Here is a 16,130-nt window from a genome sequence, read left to right as displayed (position 1 = left end):
AACCGGCCCCGGTAGTGCGAATCCGGGGCCGGCAGGATGTCCATCTGTCTGCGGGTGCAGCTATTCGTGTGCCGCCGAACTCGTTCCCGGCTCCAGTGCACGGTAGGCGGCTTCAAGATCTGCGCGGCGGCTGATACCCAGCTTCACGTAGATGCGGTACACATGGCCTTCGACCGTTCGCTGCGAGAGAGTGAAGTGTGCCGCCACGTCCCGGGTGCTGGCCCCGGCGAGCAGCAAATCGACAATTTCATGCTCGCGGCGGGTCAGCCGGACCAGGTGCAGAGACGGGCTCAGGTAGGACACGGTCACGCCCGCCAGCTCCCCGCGCCGCCTTCTCAGTTGCTGGATCAGGGCCCGTTGCCGGCGCAGGTTGCCGTGCGTGCCGTAGAACCTGATGGCGTGCCCGATGCTCTCCACGGCAAGGAGGTATTTGCGGTGGCGCACTGCTTCATCCGCTGCCGCAACCATGAGATCCGGGTTGCCGGAAGCCACCGCACCGGCATAGGCGTTCAATGCCTGCGCCTCACCGCCTTCAAAGGCCGCACTGACCTCCTGCAGCCGGGATGCCTGGGACAGGTCCCCCACGGCGAGGCACAGTGCCAGGATGTCCTTTTCCGCCGCCAGCAGACCCTCAGTCCGGGCCTGTTCAGCGATTTCCGCCAGTGTTGCCGGAACGCGGGCATCCGGTTCGGATGACGCCAACGCCGCAGCCGCATATGCCTGGCTCACCAGCCACAGCGGCCGGGACCCGGTGCTGGCAAGGCTGCTAAGTTCCTTGGCATACCGGGCTGTCTGGTCCTGGTCCCCCACCACGGTGGAGGCATAGCCGGCAAGCCCCAGGGCATAGGGCAGGAATTTTTCCGGGTCGGAAATCCGCAGGGCTTCCACTGCCGGATGCAGGCTTTGAAGCCCTTCCCGCAACCGGCCCTGGTGAATCTCCAACGCTCCCTCGAAGACGCCCAGGGTGCCGCCGTGCGCGATCAGGTGCTTGGTGCTGCCCTCCAGCTTGGCCGCCAGAACGCGTTCGAGTTCACTGAAGCGTCCTCCGTGCAGCAGTGCCTGGGCGTGACGCACCAGCATGGCACCGCAGTATGCCTGCAGCAGACCACCCAGGCGTTTGATCAGATCCAGCGCCGTGCCCGAGTGCACCAGCGCGCTGCTGATCCGCCCTTCCGACACCAGGAGTTCCGCCAGCAGCCCGTGGGAGACCGCGGCCACCAGTGCCGGCAGCCCGGAGGCCTGAGGCTGCGGAGCTTTCGTTAGTTCGGTGAGCCTGTCCCGTGCCTCGGGATAGTTCCCCGCCGCCATGAGCGCCAGAACGCGAAGCACCTCAGCCCCGTCCTCAACCGAAGCCGGCGGCTTCCCGGTACCGCCGAGCCTGGCTGACAATTCGCCGGCGGCCGCAACCCAGGTGGAAGCAAGAGCCATCAGCTCCCCTTCGTTCAGCCCCGACCGGTTGTCCAGACGGACGGTGGCCAGCACCGCACGGGTGAGGGTTTCTTCATCCTGGGCCAGGGTTGGTTGTCCCGGTTCCAGCATGCCTTCCAGCAGGTCACCGGCCTGGGCGAAGCCCCCGGTTTCCATCAACGCAGCTGCGGTTTCCACCCGTGCCGCCGCGAGGCAGGAGCCGTCGCGGACGGCGGAGCCGAAGCGGACCGCCAAAGGCCACTGGCCGTCGTCGTTCGCTGCCCGTGCCGCCTGCAGCAGCTCCGCGTCGGGGATCCCTTCACCGCAGTCAAGGGCCCATTCCAGCCGGCGCAGCCAGGCCGTCTTTACGGACGGATCACCGGCCTCTGCCCCCTCGCGGTCCGGCAGGCAGTCCAGCACCTTTGTACGGATTGCGGCACTGCGCACGGCCGGCACCAGGGACCGGATCACGTCAGCGTGAAGGGGCTGGGCCAGCCGGAGCATTTCAGCCGGCCCCTGCACGGCGCACAGAATCCCGTCAGCCAGCAGGGCGTGGACCGGGGCCGGGCCGCAGACTGCCGCCAGCACCGAACGCTGCAGGGGCTGGGCCAGGGCGAGGGTCTCCAGGGTGTCGCGCTCTTCAGGACTCCGGGTAAGCAGCTGGCTCTTCACCCGGTCAATCACGGCGGCGTCCAGTCCGTCCGGTTCGCGGCGCAGGAACCATGCGCCGTTGCCTTCGGCGAGGTGGCCGAGGCGGCGTGACTGGGCGAGCAACGCCTTGAGATAGAGAGGATTACCGCCGGATAACGTTGCCAGCACGGCGCTGGAGGCCCGGAGCACGGGTCCGTCAAGGACACCTTCACAGACTTCGTGGACCGCCTCCCGGGACAGTGCCCCCAGGTCAATGCGCGCCAGCAGCCCGTCCCGGGCCAGGGACAGCAGTTCATGGATGTGTCGGGCACGCGGCTGCGCCAGGATCAGGAGCCTCAGCTCCCCGGACATGGCCAGCTGCGTCACCACGTGGGCGCTGGCTTCATCGAGGAACTGGGCGTCGTCGATGACCAGCAGCGGCTGCCCGCTTCCCATCTCGCTGAGCTTGCGGAAATGGCGGCGGATGGTCCGAAGCACTGCAAGCGGTGACTCCATATCCTCCGGTCCGGCGGTTTCGAGATACGCGGAGAGCACCCCGTAGGGCAACCGGGACAAAACGGGGCTGCCGTGGATGAAGGACGGCGTGACGATTCCGTTCAACCGTTCCAGGACCTGATCTGCCAGTGCAGACTTTCCCATTCCCCCTTCTCCAATAACCACGGCGCCGCGCAGCCCCGGCTCGAGCAGCCGGGAAGTGATTTCCGCAAGCTCGCGGTCCCTGCCGAACAGCGCCGGTGCCCGCCCAGGTCCGGGAATCGCTCCGGGGATCATGGCCGTACCGCCGATTTTTCAGCGATGACTTTGGCCAGTTCACGCCTGCTGCCGACGTGGAGCTTGGAATAGACCTGGTACAAGTGACCCTCCACGGTTCGCACCGAGATGTTCAAATCAGCGGCAATGGCTTTATTGCTCGTTCCCGCGGCGGCCATCCGGGCGATCGACCGTTCCCGGAAGGTCAGGGCGCTGAGGTACTCGTCGGCGGAGTCGGAACCTTCAAAGGCGGCGACGTCGGGCCCGCGGCGGCTGCGGTGAATCAGCCTCACCGTTGCACGGTCTCCCGCTCCCGACGCCACGGCGAGCGCACGTTCCGACGCCTCGGAGGCGAAGAGCACATGCCCGGCGGCCTTCCCCAGCTCACTGGCCTGGATCAGCAGCTGAGCGTCGAAACTACCCACGCCTTTGGCATAGACCTCGCACATCCGGGGAAACGAACCCTGCTGATGTGCGGCAACGGTCAGAATCCGGTCAAGGTTCTCCAGATCCCCCAGCCGGGCGGCGTTGAGCAGCGACAGCAGCTCGTATGAGTACGCTCCCCTTCGATGGTCATGGCCGGCCAGCTCAAGGAACCGGCCGGCAGCCTGCGGGGAGCCAAGCGCACCGTTGGCGAGGGCAGCGAAATGACGTGCGGCGCGGCGCAAGCTCCAGGGACCGCCGTCGCCCGCCTTGGCTCGGAGCTGCAGGTAGGCCTCGGCATTCTCGCGGTCCTTTTGCAGGGCAAGGCAATAGGCGGCTGCGGACGTGGCCAGCGGCAGCAGGGATGCCGGTCCGCTCAGCCGCAGCTGCGCGACGGCGGGGACCAGACAGCGCAGCGCGGGCGCCGGCTCTCCGGCATAGGCGTGCAGTATGCCCTCGGAAATTTCGCCGAGCAGCCCCGGGAACAGCTCTGCCTGGCCGTTCGCGGACGGCTGCTGCAGCAGGCGGCGGGCGCTGTCCAACGCTCCAATGGCCAGGTGGACGTGGACAATCCGGGCGAAGGCACGGGTACGGTGGGCCATGCTGATTCCGGAATCGCCCAGCAGCCGCTCCACCTCCCGGGAGACTTCGGCTGCCTCATCCTGCCGGTTTGTCATCCCCAGCGCCTCGCAGAGCCAGGAGCCTGTGAGGACGCGGTAGGTCTTGTCCTGGGAAGCTGCCTCAGCCTGCAGCGGTGCGAGGAAGGCGGCGTTTTCGAGGAACCGCCCGTGTGTGGAGTTGCACTCGGCCCGGGCCAGGACCAGCCTGCGCTTCAGCTCTGCGGCCTCGCTGCGGCTGACGGTTCCGGCACTGCTGATCGCGGCCACCCGCTGTTCGGCTTTGGCCAGCAGTTCTTCGTGTTTCTTGGCAGCCCCGGAAGGAAGCACTGCTGCGGACACCGTGGCGGACAACGCGCCGGTGGCAGCCATGCAGAGTACCCTGTTCTCCGCAATCAGCAGCAGCACCTCTTCCCGCGGTGCCGCGCCGCCGCTGCGGGCCCGGCAGGCACCCAATACTGCGACCGCCGCAGCGTAGTCTTCCAGTGCCATGTGGGCAGACACCAGCTCAAGGACGGCTCCCGGGCTGTTCGCGTAATTCTCACAGGTGGTGATGATGCGGATGGCGCCCCGGAAGTCCCCCGCGGCGTTGGCACTTTGTGCCGCCTCCACAGCGGACTCCAGGTCGGGGGACTCTCCGGCGTCGAGCCGCCACAATGCCAGCCGTGCAGGGTCCAGAACCGCCGCCAGCGGGTCCGTACCGGCGGCCGGGGTTTCGCCGGCCGGCACCGCAGCCGCGGCAACGTCCCGCAACTGATGCAGCAGTTTCGCCCGTGTGGCTGTGTCCGCTGAAGAGCGCAGGGCGGAGACCAGTACCCTGTCGGAGATCATGATCCGCGGGATGCTCCCCTGTTCGAGGGCAAGAATTCCCCGTTCCTGCAGGGTGTCCACTTCATCGGACGCGACGCTGTGCAGTGCTGCTGCCAGGGGCAGGGACCCTGCCAGCGCGACCGTTTGCACCAGTGCCAGCTGGCTGTCCGTCAGCGTGCCCAGCTGGTTGAGCACTGTTTCAGCCACACGGCCCGCGGGTGCCGCCTTGGCGCGGTCAAGAACCCAGACGCTTCCGCTGAGGCGGAGCTTGCCCGAGTCACGGTAGTCCTCGCAGCCCAGCTGGAGCAGATGGGGGTTGCCGCCGGTGGAACGGTGCAGGTGGGCGACGGCGGAACCCGAGACGGGGCCGTCCAGTGCAGCCGACATCAGTTCCGCCGTCTCCGCCAGATTCAGGGGGTCCAGATCGACCCGTGACAGGATGCCCTCGCGCCAGAGCCCGGCGAATTCGGCCGGTGCCCGGCTGAAGTCGCGGAAACAGGCCAGGAGTCCTGCCGTGCGGCTAAGGACCATTTGGCTAAGTGCCATGGCGGAGAACTCATCCAGGTCTTCCCCGTTGTCCACGGCCAGCAAGACGGCACGTCCCTGAGCACGTTCCTGGATCAACCGGGTGAGTCCGCGAAGGATCAGTACCGGGTGCGTGGCAATCTCCGGTTCCAGGTCCGAGAGGAGGAAGGTGAGGGCGCCGAAGGGGGTCCGGCCGGAGAAGGCCGATCCGCGGACATGGACCACATACGTGTCGGGGCTGCACTGGCGCAGTACGTGGTGGATCAGTGCGGTCTTGCCGCTTCCTGCTTCCCCCACCAAGATGCATCCTGCTCCTCCGCCGGATGCCAGGCGGCCGAGAATGGTGCGGGTGACGTTGCTGCGGCCCACAAAGTAGGATGGCGTCCGCTCTTCAGGGCCAGCCGTATCCGGCCTGGGAGCGCTGGCGAGGGATGCGACAGGACTCAGGGAGTTCGGCCCGGCAGCTGACTGGGGACGCACATAGGACTGGGAGAGACTGTTTTGCACGGTGAGACCCGATTCTTCCGATGGCCTGCACCCGACGGCGTTCGAGGGACACAGGCTGCGTTCTATACCTGCGGCCAGAGTAGAAGCCGGAGAAAGTACAAACACGAGTACCGTTCACCAGTCACGCGCGCCAACTACTCAGGTTCGTCCCGCATCCGGCCCGGACACCACTTGGTTTGAGGGTAAGTTGCGGCGTGTGTCTACGTAGTTTTCCCGCTGAGAGCCGCTCGAAGGTCGCTTCTGCCCGAGACACTCAACCGGGCGAAAATGCGGCCCAGATGCCAGTCAACAGTCCGGGCTGACAGATGGAACCGTTCCCCAAGCCGGGCGCTGGTCTCCCCTGCGGCGGCAAGCAGGGCAAGCTCCCGCTCAAAGTGTCCCAGCCGGGACAGGCCGTGCTCAATACTGTTGGCCGGCGACAGTTCACGGAAGGTCACGTGCTCCAGCTGCCGGGCCCGCCGCGACAAGGCGCGGCCGCCGCCGTCGGCCGCGAAACTGCGGGCAGCACCGGCAGCTTCATAGGCCAGCAGGGTGTTTGACTGCCCCAGAGCCGTTTCCCCGGCCCGGATCAGCGTTGCCGCGTCCTTCTCCAGGAGTCCGTCAGCCAGATTGCGGTAAAGGAGCCCGGGGATGCCGTTGGCCGATGACGCCGCAGCGGAAAGGTCCGCTGCCGCCGCCCGGCTGCCCCGCAGCGCTGCCGCACCGTAGCAAAGGAGGGCATCCGGAAGGTTTCCCTCAGCTCGGGCATGTCCGGCACGGGTATGAAGCTGCTCCGCCGTACGGCCGGTGCCGGCAGGGGTACTCAGGATCCGAAAGTACCGCACCGCTGTTTCGAGATATGGATCCGTGCGGTACCCGGATTCGGCGTATGCTTCCCGGTCCGGCTGCATTCCGGGTTCCGGACCGAGGAAGTCCGAGTAGGCAGCTGCCGCGGATGCCAGCGGCAGCATGTTGTCCGGGTCGCGCGATTCCAGCTGTGCCAGGGCCGGATTCAGGAAATCCATGGCGGTGTCGCCGCGGCCGGCATACGCGTGGACCAGGCCGGCGGGCAATTCGGTCCCTGCGGCGGCCCGCAGCCCTGTTCCATTTCCCGGGCGGGCAACCAGTTCGGTCATTGCCAGCGCCTGGCCCAGCTCGCCGCAGCGGATCAATAGGAAGAACAGATGGTGGAAGAGCTGTTCCCGGGTGCGGACGTCTGCCGAAATGCCTCCTGCCAGACGGGACCGAATCAGCGCCACAAGTTCCAGTGCTTCGTCAAAACGGCCGGCAGCTGCATCCTGCTGTCCCCGGCGGATACCGGCCATCAGCCTGAGGTCGGACGGAGCAGCGGGGTCGGCAAAGTCGTCCCCCAGGGACGCCGGCAAGTCCCCGAGCCTGCCGTCCAGCGAGAGGATTTCCGCCCGTGCCAGTGTTAGCCTCAGGCCGGGTCCGGGATTGGCGCCTTCGTCTTCGGGGAGCAGCCGTTCGGCCTGCTGCAGCAGGGCCGGCGGATCATCGGTTGAGTCCAGGATCCGGGCCGCTGCCAGCGCACGCTGGGTCAGGAGGCTGATGTGCCGGTCATGCGATGCTTCGCTGCCGGTTTGTGCCGCTGCAAGACACCGGTGCGCCTGCGCATGGTTTCCGATGGACCGCAGTGCGGCCGCTTCTTCCAGCACCAGAGGCAGCGGCCGCGGGGACGGAACCGCACGGGAATACCGCAGGGCGGCGTCAACGTCCCCGGTTTCGTTGGACCAGCGTGCGGCTGCCAGAGCTTCATCCGGGTCGAGGGAAACGCCCACCGAGAGGGACCAGGCGGCCATGCCGGCAGCAGCGTCTCCGCTCAGCAGTTGCGGATTCACGACCCGGGTTACTTCGGTCCAGAGATCCCGGCTGCGGCCGAAGGGGATTCTCGCTGCAATGGTTGCCGGCTGCAGGTTCCAGGCCAGGCGCACCGGCTGGCCCGGTCCGCCGCCAATGGTCACCAGCGATCCCTCCTCCAGTGCATCCACGGTGTGGGCCGGCAGCAGCTGCAGGAGAGTCTCCAGCGGCAGCCCGCCGCAGAGCGCAAGAATTTCCACGGCGTGCCGTTCACCGGGGGTGAAGCGGCGAAGTACTGTTTCCACGCGGTCCGGAAGCTCACCGGAATGAACCAGCGGACCGGTCCACGTCCAGTAGCCGCGTCGAAGCACCAGCGCCTTGGCCGCTTTGTGGTCCCTGCACAACAGGGCCGCCAGAAGCGGATTCCCCCTGCTTTGCTGCCACAGCTTCTCCTGCGCCAGCGTGGTCAGCGGGCCTCCGGCGGCGGTGGCGAGCAGTTCCGCGGTTTCCGGCAGGTCCATCGGTGCCAGGTCAATCCGTTTCAGGGTTCCGTCAGTCCACAGCCGCACGTAGTCCTGGTGGCAGCCGAGCAGGTCACCGCAGATGAGCAGCAGTGCCACGGTCCCCCGGCGGCACAGTTCCGACGTCACGAGGACGCCCAGATCATCAATTCCCTCGGCGTTGTCGATCACCAGGATAATTCTCCGGCCGCCGGCCAACCGGATCAGCAGTGATTCCAACGCCCGCAGGACCTGAACCGGATTGACGAGATCTTGCGGGGGCAAATCGCTGAGCAGCCAGGCCATGGCTCCGTAGGGGGTCTGTGCTGACAGGGGGCTGCCGCGAAGGTGCACCCGAAACCCGTCCTCGCAGAGGTCCACCGCCTCCCGTGCCAGCGTGGTTTTTCCGATGCCCGGGGGGCCCAGGATAACTGCACCGGATCCATCCAAGGCGTCCCGCACAGCCATGCGGGCGCTCCCCCGGGCGTCGGCGGATCGAGACGGGACGGGTGTCCGGTGGTACGGGGTACCGGCCGGGGACAGGGATCCAGGCACCCGGCCGTCCGGGGTCGCGGGGTCGCCGGGCGGACCGGACTGCAGGAGCGTGCTCATCAGGGACCTCTAAACAAGTGCGGAGTGCGGCTGGTGGGGGACCGCCGAATTTTCCGGGGGCCTCATTGGCCCCGGACAACAATTGCTCACCAAGGATCACGGCCAGATTAAGTCACGGGACTGAACCCTGCACGGGTAAGGCATACCCGAATAGCGGTCCCTGACCGCTTGGATTTACTGCCAGGCCACATACGGAGTACTGGGTCAGGCCGAGCCGTCCCGGGCCAGAAGCTCCTGTTTCAGCTCTTCCCGCTTGCTGATTCCGAGTTTTTCGAAGGTCCGGTAGATGTGTCCTTCAACTGTTCGCACGGAAAGGAAAAGCCGCTCGGCTATTTCCGCGTTACGGTAGCCCTGCATCACCAGCGCTGCGACGTCGCGTTCCCGGCGGGTCAGCAGTGGAATCCCGGCCTTGGTCCTTGACCCCGTCCCCCCACGCTGCTTGCTGAGGACCCGCTGGACGCGCTGGAGCAGAGCGTGGTCTCCTCTGGCCTTGGCAATCCGGTGCGCTGCGGCGGTGCATTGACCGGCCAGACGCTCCCAGCCCGGTTCCACGGGATCGGATCCCATCAAGAGCAGCTCATCGGCGTCGTCGTCCAGGATTGCCCGGGCGAAACGGCCCAGGACCGATGCCTGCGGTCCCTCAAAATCCTCTGCGATTTTCTGCAAACGGTTGAGCCCCTCCATGTCGCCGAGGGACAGGGACAGGAACCGCAGTTCCAGCTCAACGGAAACAAACCCGGCGTTCTCCGCCTCATCGGCGAGCTCGCTGAGCGTCTTCGCCGCCTGCCGCTCCGGCGACAGGATCGAGCGGGCTGCCGTCTCGTAGCCCTTCGCCAGTAAACGGTACGTAGCGGCTCCCCGGGGTTTACGGGAATCAGCGTCGGCAAGTAGTTCTTCAGCGAGGATCGGCTGCCCGCTCGAGGCTGCGACGAAGGCGCCAAGCCCCAGGGCGAGAGTCAGCAGTCCTTCCGAATCGCTGGTGCGCAGCCCCTCGACGGCGGCGGAGAGACGAACCATCGCCTCCTTAGTGTCGTTTGTCCGCAGGTGCGTGACGGCTTTGGTCAAATCCACGACACCGGCAACGTGGACCAGCGCGCCGAAGACACCTGAGACGCCGATTTGGATGGTGGAGTGGATTTCATCCCACTTCCCCAGCCAGAGGAGCACCGTCAAATGGCGGTACAGGACAAACTGGTAGTAGGCCATGAAGCGGTGCCCGCCCAGGTCCAGCATCGTGACCGCATCCTGCGAAAGACTGTAGGCGGCCTGAAGCCGGCCGGTTTCGGTCAGGATCTCGGCAAGGAGGGTCTTCGCGATGAGGACCGCTTCGTCGTCGTGCGCCCGCAGCCCTGCAGCGAGGATGGTGCGGAGCTCCTCCTCGGCGGATCCGAACCTGCCCTCGAGTATCCTTCCCGTCAGATCCAGCAGCCGTCCGCCGCGGCGCGATGACAGGATGTCCGCCGCCAGCTCGCTGCCCGCGTTTTCTCCCGCGGACTCTTCGATCCGATCCACGCCGGCAAGCCAATCCGCAGCTATGGCGGACAGCCCGCCGTCATCCGTCTGCTGCAACCGAAAAAGTTCCACCCGGATCAGTATTGCCATCTTGAGCGTGGTGAGGTCCGCAGCGGCGGCACTCACTCCGTCAATCAGTTCACGGGCCGCCTCCGGTTTACCGTCCTGGAAACGGGCGCGGGCGGCCTGAACCCGCGCGGCCATGGCATACGCCGGATCCTTGACGGCGGAAGCCAGCCGAAACGCTGACGAACTGTCGAAGAGGTTGTTGGCACGGTACGCGGCTGCAACCAGACTCGAATCCGGCACATCCGCTCCACAGTCAAGGGACCATGACACCCACCGCAGCAGGTTCTCTCCCGCGTCAGCCCCGGGATCGGAGACAGTGAGCAGCCGCCGGCGCAGGCGCGCACTGCGGGCGGCGGGGACGAGCCGGCGAACAACGTCACCGTACAGCGGATGTTTCAGCTGCAGAAGCCGAACCGGATCCCCGGAAAGGACCACAAGCTTGGCTTCGGTCAGCGAATCCACCGCGCGGTGCAGGCCCAGGCTGAACGCTGCGGCGGCCGGCAGCGGCTCCGCCAGCGCGATGATTTCCAGCGCGTCCCGTTCCTCGGTGGACAATCCTGACATCTGTGCCCGGAGCAGGTCACCCAGCCGCCCCTCCGGCGGAAGCATCTGTTCATGCAGCAGCCAGACGCCGTGCCGGAACACCAGGCTTTCGGCCCTCACAGTCTCGGCGAGAAGCGCCAGGACCAGCATGGGATTACCGCCGCTGACCCGGGCGAGGTCGGTGCTGGTGCTGGTCAGAACCGGTCCGTCAAGGACCTGGACGCAGAGCTCATGAACCTGGGCCTCGGTCAGCGGGGGCAGGTCGTGCCGGGACAGTACACCCTCCCACACCAAGTTGGACAGCCCGGCGGGAAGACCGGCGATCCGCCGGGTGAGCAGCAGGACACGTATGCGGCCGGAGGCCACCAGCTGCATCACGAGGTCACCGGACGCCTCATCCAGCGAATCGGCATCATCCACGATCAGCAGGGGTGCGGTGGCAGGTTCGTAGCGGGCATCCGGGAACAACCGGCCCATTAGCGACCGCATCACAGCGAGCGGAGAATCGGTCTCGCGTGGATCCAAATCGGAAATGAGCGGTGCCAGTGCACCGTAGGGAACGGTGGAAAGGGAAGAACTCGTGTGGATGCGATGCACCTCCACCCGGCCCTTCAGTTTTCCGGCAACGGCCGTTGCCAGCGAACTCTTGCCTGTGCCCGCGTCAGCCACCACCACCGCTCCGTGCCCGCCCGGCCGGCGGAGACTCTCCATCACAGCCTCAAGGACCGCATCCCGGCCAACCGGCGGCCGCACGTTAAAGCCCTGTCGCACCAGTCACCCCCTGACTTCCGTACCTGTTCAGCGCTGCCCCAGAACCTCGCCAAGTTCCGAGCGCCCCGAAACGTGCAGCTTGTCGAAGATCTTACCCAGGTGCCAGTCAATGGTGCGCGGTGACAGTTTCAACGCGCCGCTAATCTCCGCCCGCGTGGCCTCTCCTGCCGCACGAAGGGCAATTTCAGCTTCAAACGGCGTCAGGGTCTTCATCCGTTCCGTGATGGTGTTGGATGCGCGGAGTTCGCGGAAGCTCAGATGTTCGAGCCTGAGCGCGTCCCGGGCATGGACCCGGTCTGCGGAGTCCGAACGGCCGTCCAGAAGCCGGAGTGCAGCACGCGCCGCTGTGTTGGCCAGAAGGACGTTGCCCAGTTCAAGGGCGGTCTCCGCCGCTTCCACCAGCAGGGCGGGGTCATTGCCGTCCATGCCGGCACCAAAGCAGTACAACGCCCGGGCCCAGCGGCCGCTGGCTTGGGCAGCAGCCTCGGCCAGCTCGATTGCTGCTTTTGCATCCCCGTACCGCGTTGCCGCGGCCAGGCATTCCAGGGCCGGCGCCACCATTGACTGGTCCAGGCAACGGCGCGCCATGGAACGCAGTTCGACGCAAAGCCGCTGCGGTTCACCGGCCAGCACCACCTGTACCCGCAGCAGCTGTGCCACTGATTCCAGCTGGGCAGTAGGCCGCCACCGATATCCGGCACTGTTTTCGGACAGACGCGCGGCCTCATCCGTGTTTTCCAGCAGAAGGTGTGCGTAGGCAGCCAGTGACTGCGCCGTCGGCAGCAGATCGATGGAATCACGCAGCTGCAGTTGGCTCATGGCCGAAGCCAGCGACCTGAGCGCCTTGTCAGCTCTTCCCGAGAGGGCATGCACCATCCCGGAAGCAATTTCACCCGAGTTGCAGCAGAAAGCACGCGGGCTCCTGCCGTCCACCAGTTCATTTGTCAGCGCCGCGGCACGCGCATACTCGCCGGCCGCGGTGAGGGCCTGAAAAACCCGGACATGCACAGTGTCCAGGATGCTTGGAATGGACACGCCGCGGACATCCTCCATCACGGCATCGAGCAGTGTCACCGCCTGGCCGGCCCGGCCGGAGAGCGCCAGGAACTGTGCCTGCAGGGCACCCGCACCGGCACGGACTACGGGCGGGAGCGCCGGATCCGACCTGATGTCCGCGAGCTCCGGGGGCACATCGGCCAGGCACCCGGAGTCAATGGCCAGGGCGCCGCGCACCATCAGCAGCAGGGCCTCTCTCTTCCGGCGAACAGGTTCCGGTTCATCCGGCAGGACCGCTGCCCGGGCCTTCTCCAGCACTTCCACCGGGTTTCCGCGTCCGAGGAGTCTCAGCAGGAGGACCTGATGGCGGAGAAGATCCGCCCACGAGTCCACGTCTGCGGGGCCTTCCGCTCCAACCAACCTCTGAAGTGACTCCAGTGCATCGCTGTACTCGCCCTGCGCCGTGAGCGCGCGCACCTCCTCCACCACCATGGCCTGGGTACGCTGCCCGGCCTCAACGGACTGGACAAATTGCAGGGCCTGGCCAAAATTCCCCGACGCCGTGGCCAGGCTGGCTGCACGCTGTGCGCTTTGCGGGTCCAAGGTGCCGTCACATGCCAGGGTCCAGCGGCAAAAACCCGGAAGCGCCGAAGACGGCAGCAGCGCCGGATCCAGGATGGCGGACACTTCCTCCCAGAGCTCGCGGCTTCTTCCCGGGGGTATGCTTGCGGCGATTGCCTCGGCGGAGGTCTCCGGTCCAAGACGGATGGTCCCGGAGGCGGTCACTTCCAGCAGCCGCTCCTCTTCCAGCGTATCCACGGTTTCCGCGGGAACCAGCTGCAGGACAACGGACAACGGCAGCTCACCGGAGAGGGCAAGCAGTTGAATGACGGAGCGCTCCGCCGGGGGACGCCGTTTCAGCCGAACGGTCATCACTTCGGCAACCTGACCCGAAGACACCAGCGGTTCGGCCAGCACCCACACACCGTTCTGCTCCTTCAGGACTCCTTCGTCCGTCTGTTCCCTGGTGAGGAGCGTGATCAGGTGGGGGTTCCCGCCGGTATGCCGCTGCAAGGCACGGGCCGCGGCCGAGGACACCGGCCCCCGCAGGATAGCCTGCATGAGTTCACGGGTGTCATCCAGGTCAAAGGGAGCCAGGTCCACTCGGAGAAGCAGCCCTTCAGTCCAGAGTGCCTGAAACTCGGCAGCTGACCGAAACAGGCTTTCGGCCGTGGCCAGCACAGTGACAACGGAGCGCCGTACCAGTTGGGAGACCACCATGGCGGTCAGTTCGTCCAGGTGCTCCACGCCGTCCAACAGCAGCAGAATGCGTTTTCCTGCAGCCCGTTTCAGCAACAGCTGTTCAAGTTCCTGCAGCAGGTGGGCGGGACGGGATCCCAGCCCGTCGGGAAGGTCCGAGATCAGCCAGGCCAGAGCGCCGAAAGGCGTCTTGCCGGATTCGCGGCTGCCGCGGATGGTAACCGAATAAAAAGCCGGATCGGCCGCCGCGGCATGAACCAGGACAGTCTTGCCAATGCCCACCGGCCCCACCACAACGGCACCGCCGTGGCCGGTCTGCAGCGCCTCAGCCAGCACTTCAAGCTCTTTTGCCCTGCCAATTAGCGCGCAGTGCGCTACGCCAGTATCCTCAAGCAACATATTATTGTCCACGCCCCCGCGGCCCCCCACGACTATTGCAACCACACACACCGAGTCCGGCGGCAACTAGACTGCCGGCGCCTGAATTTTCAGATCGCTGCGGAAAAAGCGGCGGTTACTGGAGCGACAGTACGCGATATGCCGGGGTTTCGTCTACATACAAAGGCATGAGTTTTGGGCGTGGCGGTTTTATTGGATCGAGACAATCTGCAAAACGGCGGACAACCCTTAAACGCAAAAACCCGGGCGCCCGGCAGAAAAACTGCCGAACACCCGGATATTCTGTCAAAGGGACCGGCGCCGGGATGGGGGTGGCCCAGTCTCGGAGGCCTCCCGACGCCGGCCCCAGCTAATAGTGCCCGAAGGCATGATTCGATTCTAGGCCCGGGGTATGCCCCCAACAATGGGTGCCGGCCTGTTTGCCCTGACGGGATCAGTACCCGTTTTTGCTGGCCAACTACCTGCTTGGCCGCCCCGCACGTGCGAACACGGGCAAAGAAGACCGAACGCCCGCCGGTCTCAGGCCGCTGAGTGGAATTTCTGCTGCGCCGCCGTAAGGCCCTCCGTCAGCAGCAGCTCCACGGCATCCGCCGCGTCGCCAATGAGGAACGGCAGTTCCTTGGCTTCGACTGAGGGAAAATCCTTGAGGACGTAATCCGCGGTGTCCATGCGTCCGGGCGGCCGCCCCACCCCTACGCGGACCCGGTAGTAGTCCTTTGTGCCCAGGGCGCGGCTCATGTCGCGGAGCCCGTTGTGGCCGCCTTCGCCGCCGCCGGACTTCAGTTTGATGGTGTTGAAGGGGATGTCGATCTCGTCGTGCACGGCCACTACGTGGTCTGCCGGAATATCGAAGAACTTGGCCAGCGCCGATACGGGGCCGCCGGAGAGGTTCATGTAGGTCTGGGGTTTTGCCAGGATGACGCGCGGTCCCCCAATGCCCAGCCGGCCCTCCAGGATCTGCGCCCGGGATTTGTGGGACTTGAAGTTCCCGCCCACGCGGGAGGCCAGGTCATCCAGGACCATCTGGCCAATATTGTGCCGGTTGCGGCTGTAGCCGGGCCCGGGGTTCCCGAGCCCGACTACAAGCCAGGTGTTGCTGTTCACTGCGGGTACTGCTCCTTCGACAAGAACCGGACGGCTCCGTTGCGGGGAGCGGACCCCGGAGATGAATTAGACCTCTGCGTCAACTTCGGCAGCTGCAACGGCGATCTGCTCATCCGACGGCGCGCCCAGGTCCTGGACGACGGCTTCGGAGATGTTGATGATCATGGTTTCGGGATCCAGCAGCAGCTCAACGCCGGCCGGCAGTTCCAGATCCTTGGCGTAGATGTGCTCGCCGGCGACGCGGCCTTCGATGCTGACCACGATGGTTTCCGGCAGGTTGGTGGCGTCGGCCGAAACCAGAACCGTGTTGGCTTCCTGGTTGTAGACGTCGGTGCCCGGAGCCAGTTCGCCGTCAACGTGGACGCTGACCTCAACCTCAACCTTTTCGCCCTTGCGGACGGTCAGCAGGTCGATGTGCTCGATGATCTGCTTGATCGGGTCGCGCTGGATGTCCTTGGCCAGGGCCAGGTGGGATTCGCCGTCGACATCGATTTCCAGCAGGGCGTTGGCCGTGCGGACTGCCAGGGTGGTTGCCTTGGCGGGCAGCAGGATGTGCATGACATCTTCGCCGTGGCCGTAGATGACGGCGGGGATCTGGTTGGCAACGCGTGCCTTGCGGGCCGCGCCCTTGCCGAATTCGGTGCGGACGGTTCCTGCGAGCTTCTGCTCAGACATTTCAAACTCCTGATAATGGATGTTCCGTGGTTGCCGGGACGAAGGCGCCGGTATGGGAACAGCGCTGCATCCCGCGGATCAAACGTCCGCGGATGCAGTCAGAAGTTGCCAGCCACCGTCGATAACGGAGTATTGCCCGAATATATCCGGGCCTCTCCCTCGCCTAGGCATCGCAGACCATCCTACCAGCAGCACGCTGCCC

General features: G+C 65.8%; 7 protein-coding genes. All 7 read right to left on the bottom strand.

Annotation, left to right across the window (positions count from 1 at the left end; translation table 11 throughout):
• Positions 1–60: 60 nt before the first annotated feature.
• A complete protein-coding gene (locus CXR00_RS14375; RefSeq protein WP_104055222.1) occupies positions 61–2,829 on the bottom strand; it encodes an AAA family ATPase in 2,769 nt (922 codons plus the stop codon).
• On the bottom strand, positions 2,826–5,690 hold the full coding sequence (locus CXR00_RS14370; protein WP_181035551.1) for a LuxR family transcriptional regulator: 2,865 nt from the start codon (positions 5,688–5,690) through the stop codon (positions 2,826–2,828). Before CXR00_RS14370 ends, CXR00_RS14375 begins: the two co-directional genes overlap by 4 nt.
• 200 nt (positions 5,691–5,890) lie before the next feature.
• Positions 5,891–8,599 (bottom strand): LuxR C-terminal-related transcriptional regulator, encoded by a 2,709-nt coding sequence (locus tag CXR00_RS14365; protein ID WP_146068517.1) that lies wholly within the window; start codon positions 8,597–8,599, stop codon positions 5,891–5,893.
• 204 nt (positions 8,600–8,803) lie between these two features.
• The gene (locus CXR00_RS14360; protein ID WP_146068516.1) at positions 8,804–11,494 is read right to left on the bottom strand and encodes a LuxR family transcriptional regulator; all 2,691 of its coding nucleotides are present in this window, start codon (positions 11,492–11,494) and stop codon (positions 8,804–8,806) included.
• A gap of 27 nt (positions 11,495–11,521) precedes the next feature.
• On the bottom strand, positions 11,522–14,149 hold the full coding sequence (locus CXR00_RS14355) for a helix-turn-helix transcriptional regulator (RefSeq protein WP_104055218.1): 2,628 nt from the start codon (positions 14,147–14,149) through the stop codon (positions 11,522–11,524).
• Positions 14,150–14,668: 519 nt separating this feature from the next.
• On the bottom strand, positions 14,669–15,253 hold the full coding sequence (pth, locus tag CXR00_RS14350; RefSeq protein ID WP_104055217.1) for an aminoacyl-tRNA hydrolase: 585 nt from the start codon (positions 15,251–15,253) through the stop codon (positions 14,669–14,671).
• Positions 15,254–15,319: 66 nt separating this feature from the next.
• Positions 15,320–15,928, bottom strand: a complete 609-nt coding sequence (locus CXR00_RS14345; protein ID WP_104055216.1) for a 50S ribosomal protein L25/general stress protein Ctc — start codon at positions 15,926–15,928, stop codon at positions 15,320–15,322.
• Between the last annotated feature and the right edge of the window lie 202 nt (positions 15,929–16,130).

This window comes from Arthrobacter sp. 9E16, from assembly GCF_002929435.1.
Taxonomy (GTDB): domain Bacteria; phylum Actinomycetota; class Actinomycetes; order Actinomycetales; family Micrococcaceae; genus Arthrobacter_B; species Arthrobacter_B sunyaminii.
Note: the sequence above shows the minus strand (reverse complement) of the source record. Positions and strands in the feature narration are given on the sequence as shown.

Coding starts and splice junctions, on each gene's coding strand:
- CXR00_RS14365 (WP_146068517.1), bottom strand. CDS start 8,599: ATGAGCACGCTCCTGCAGTCCGGTCCGCCCGGCGACCCCGCGACCCCG.
- CXR00_RS14345 (WP_104055216.1), bottom strand. CDS start 15,928: ATGTCTGAGCAGAAGCTCGCAGGAACCGTCCGCACCGAATTCGGCAAG.
- CXR00_RS14375 (WP_104055222.1), bottom strand. CDS start 2,829: ATGATCCCCGGAGCGATTCCCGGACCTGGGCGGGCACCGGCGCTGTTC.
- CXR00_RS14355 (WP_104055218.1), bottom strand. CDS start 14,149: ATGTTGCTTGAGGATACTGGCGTAGCGCACTGCGCGCTAATTGGCAGG.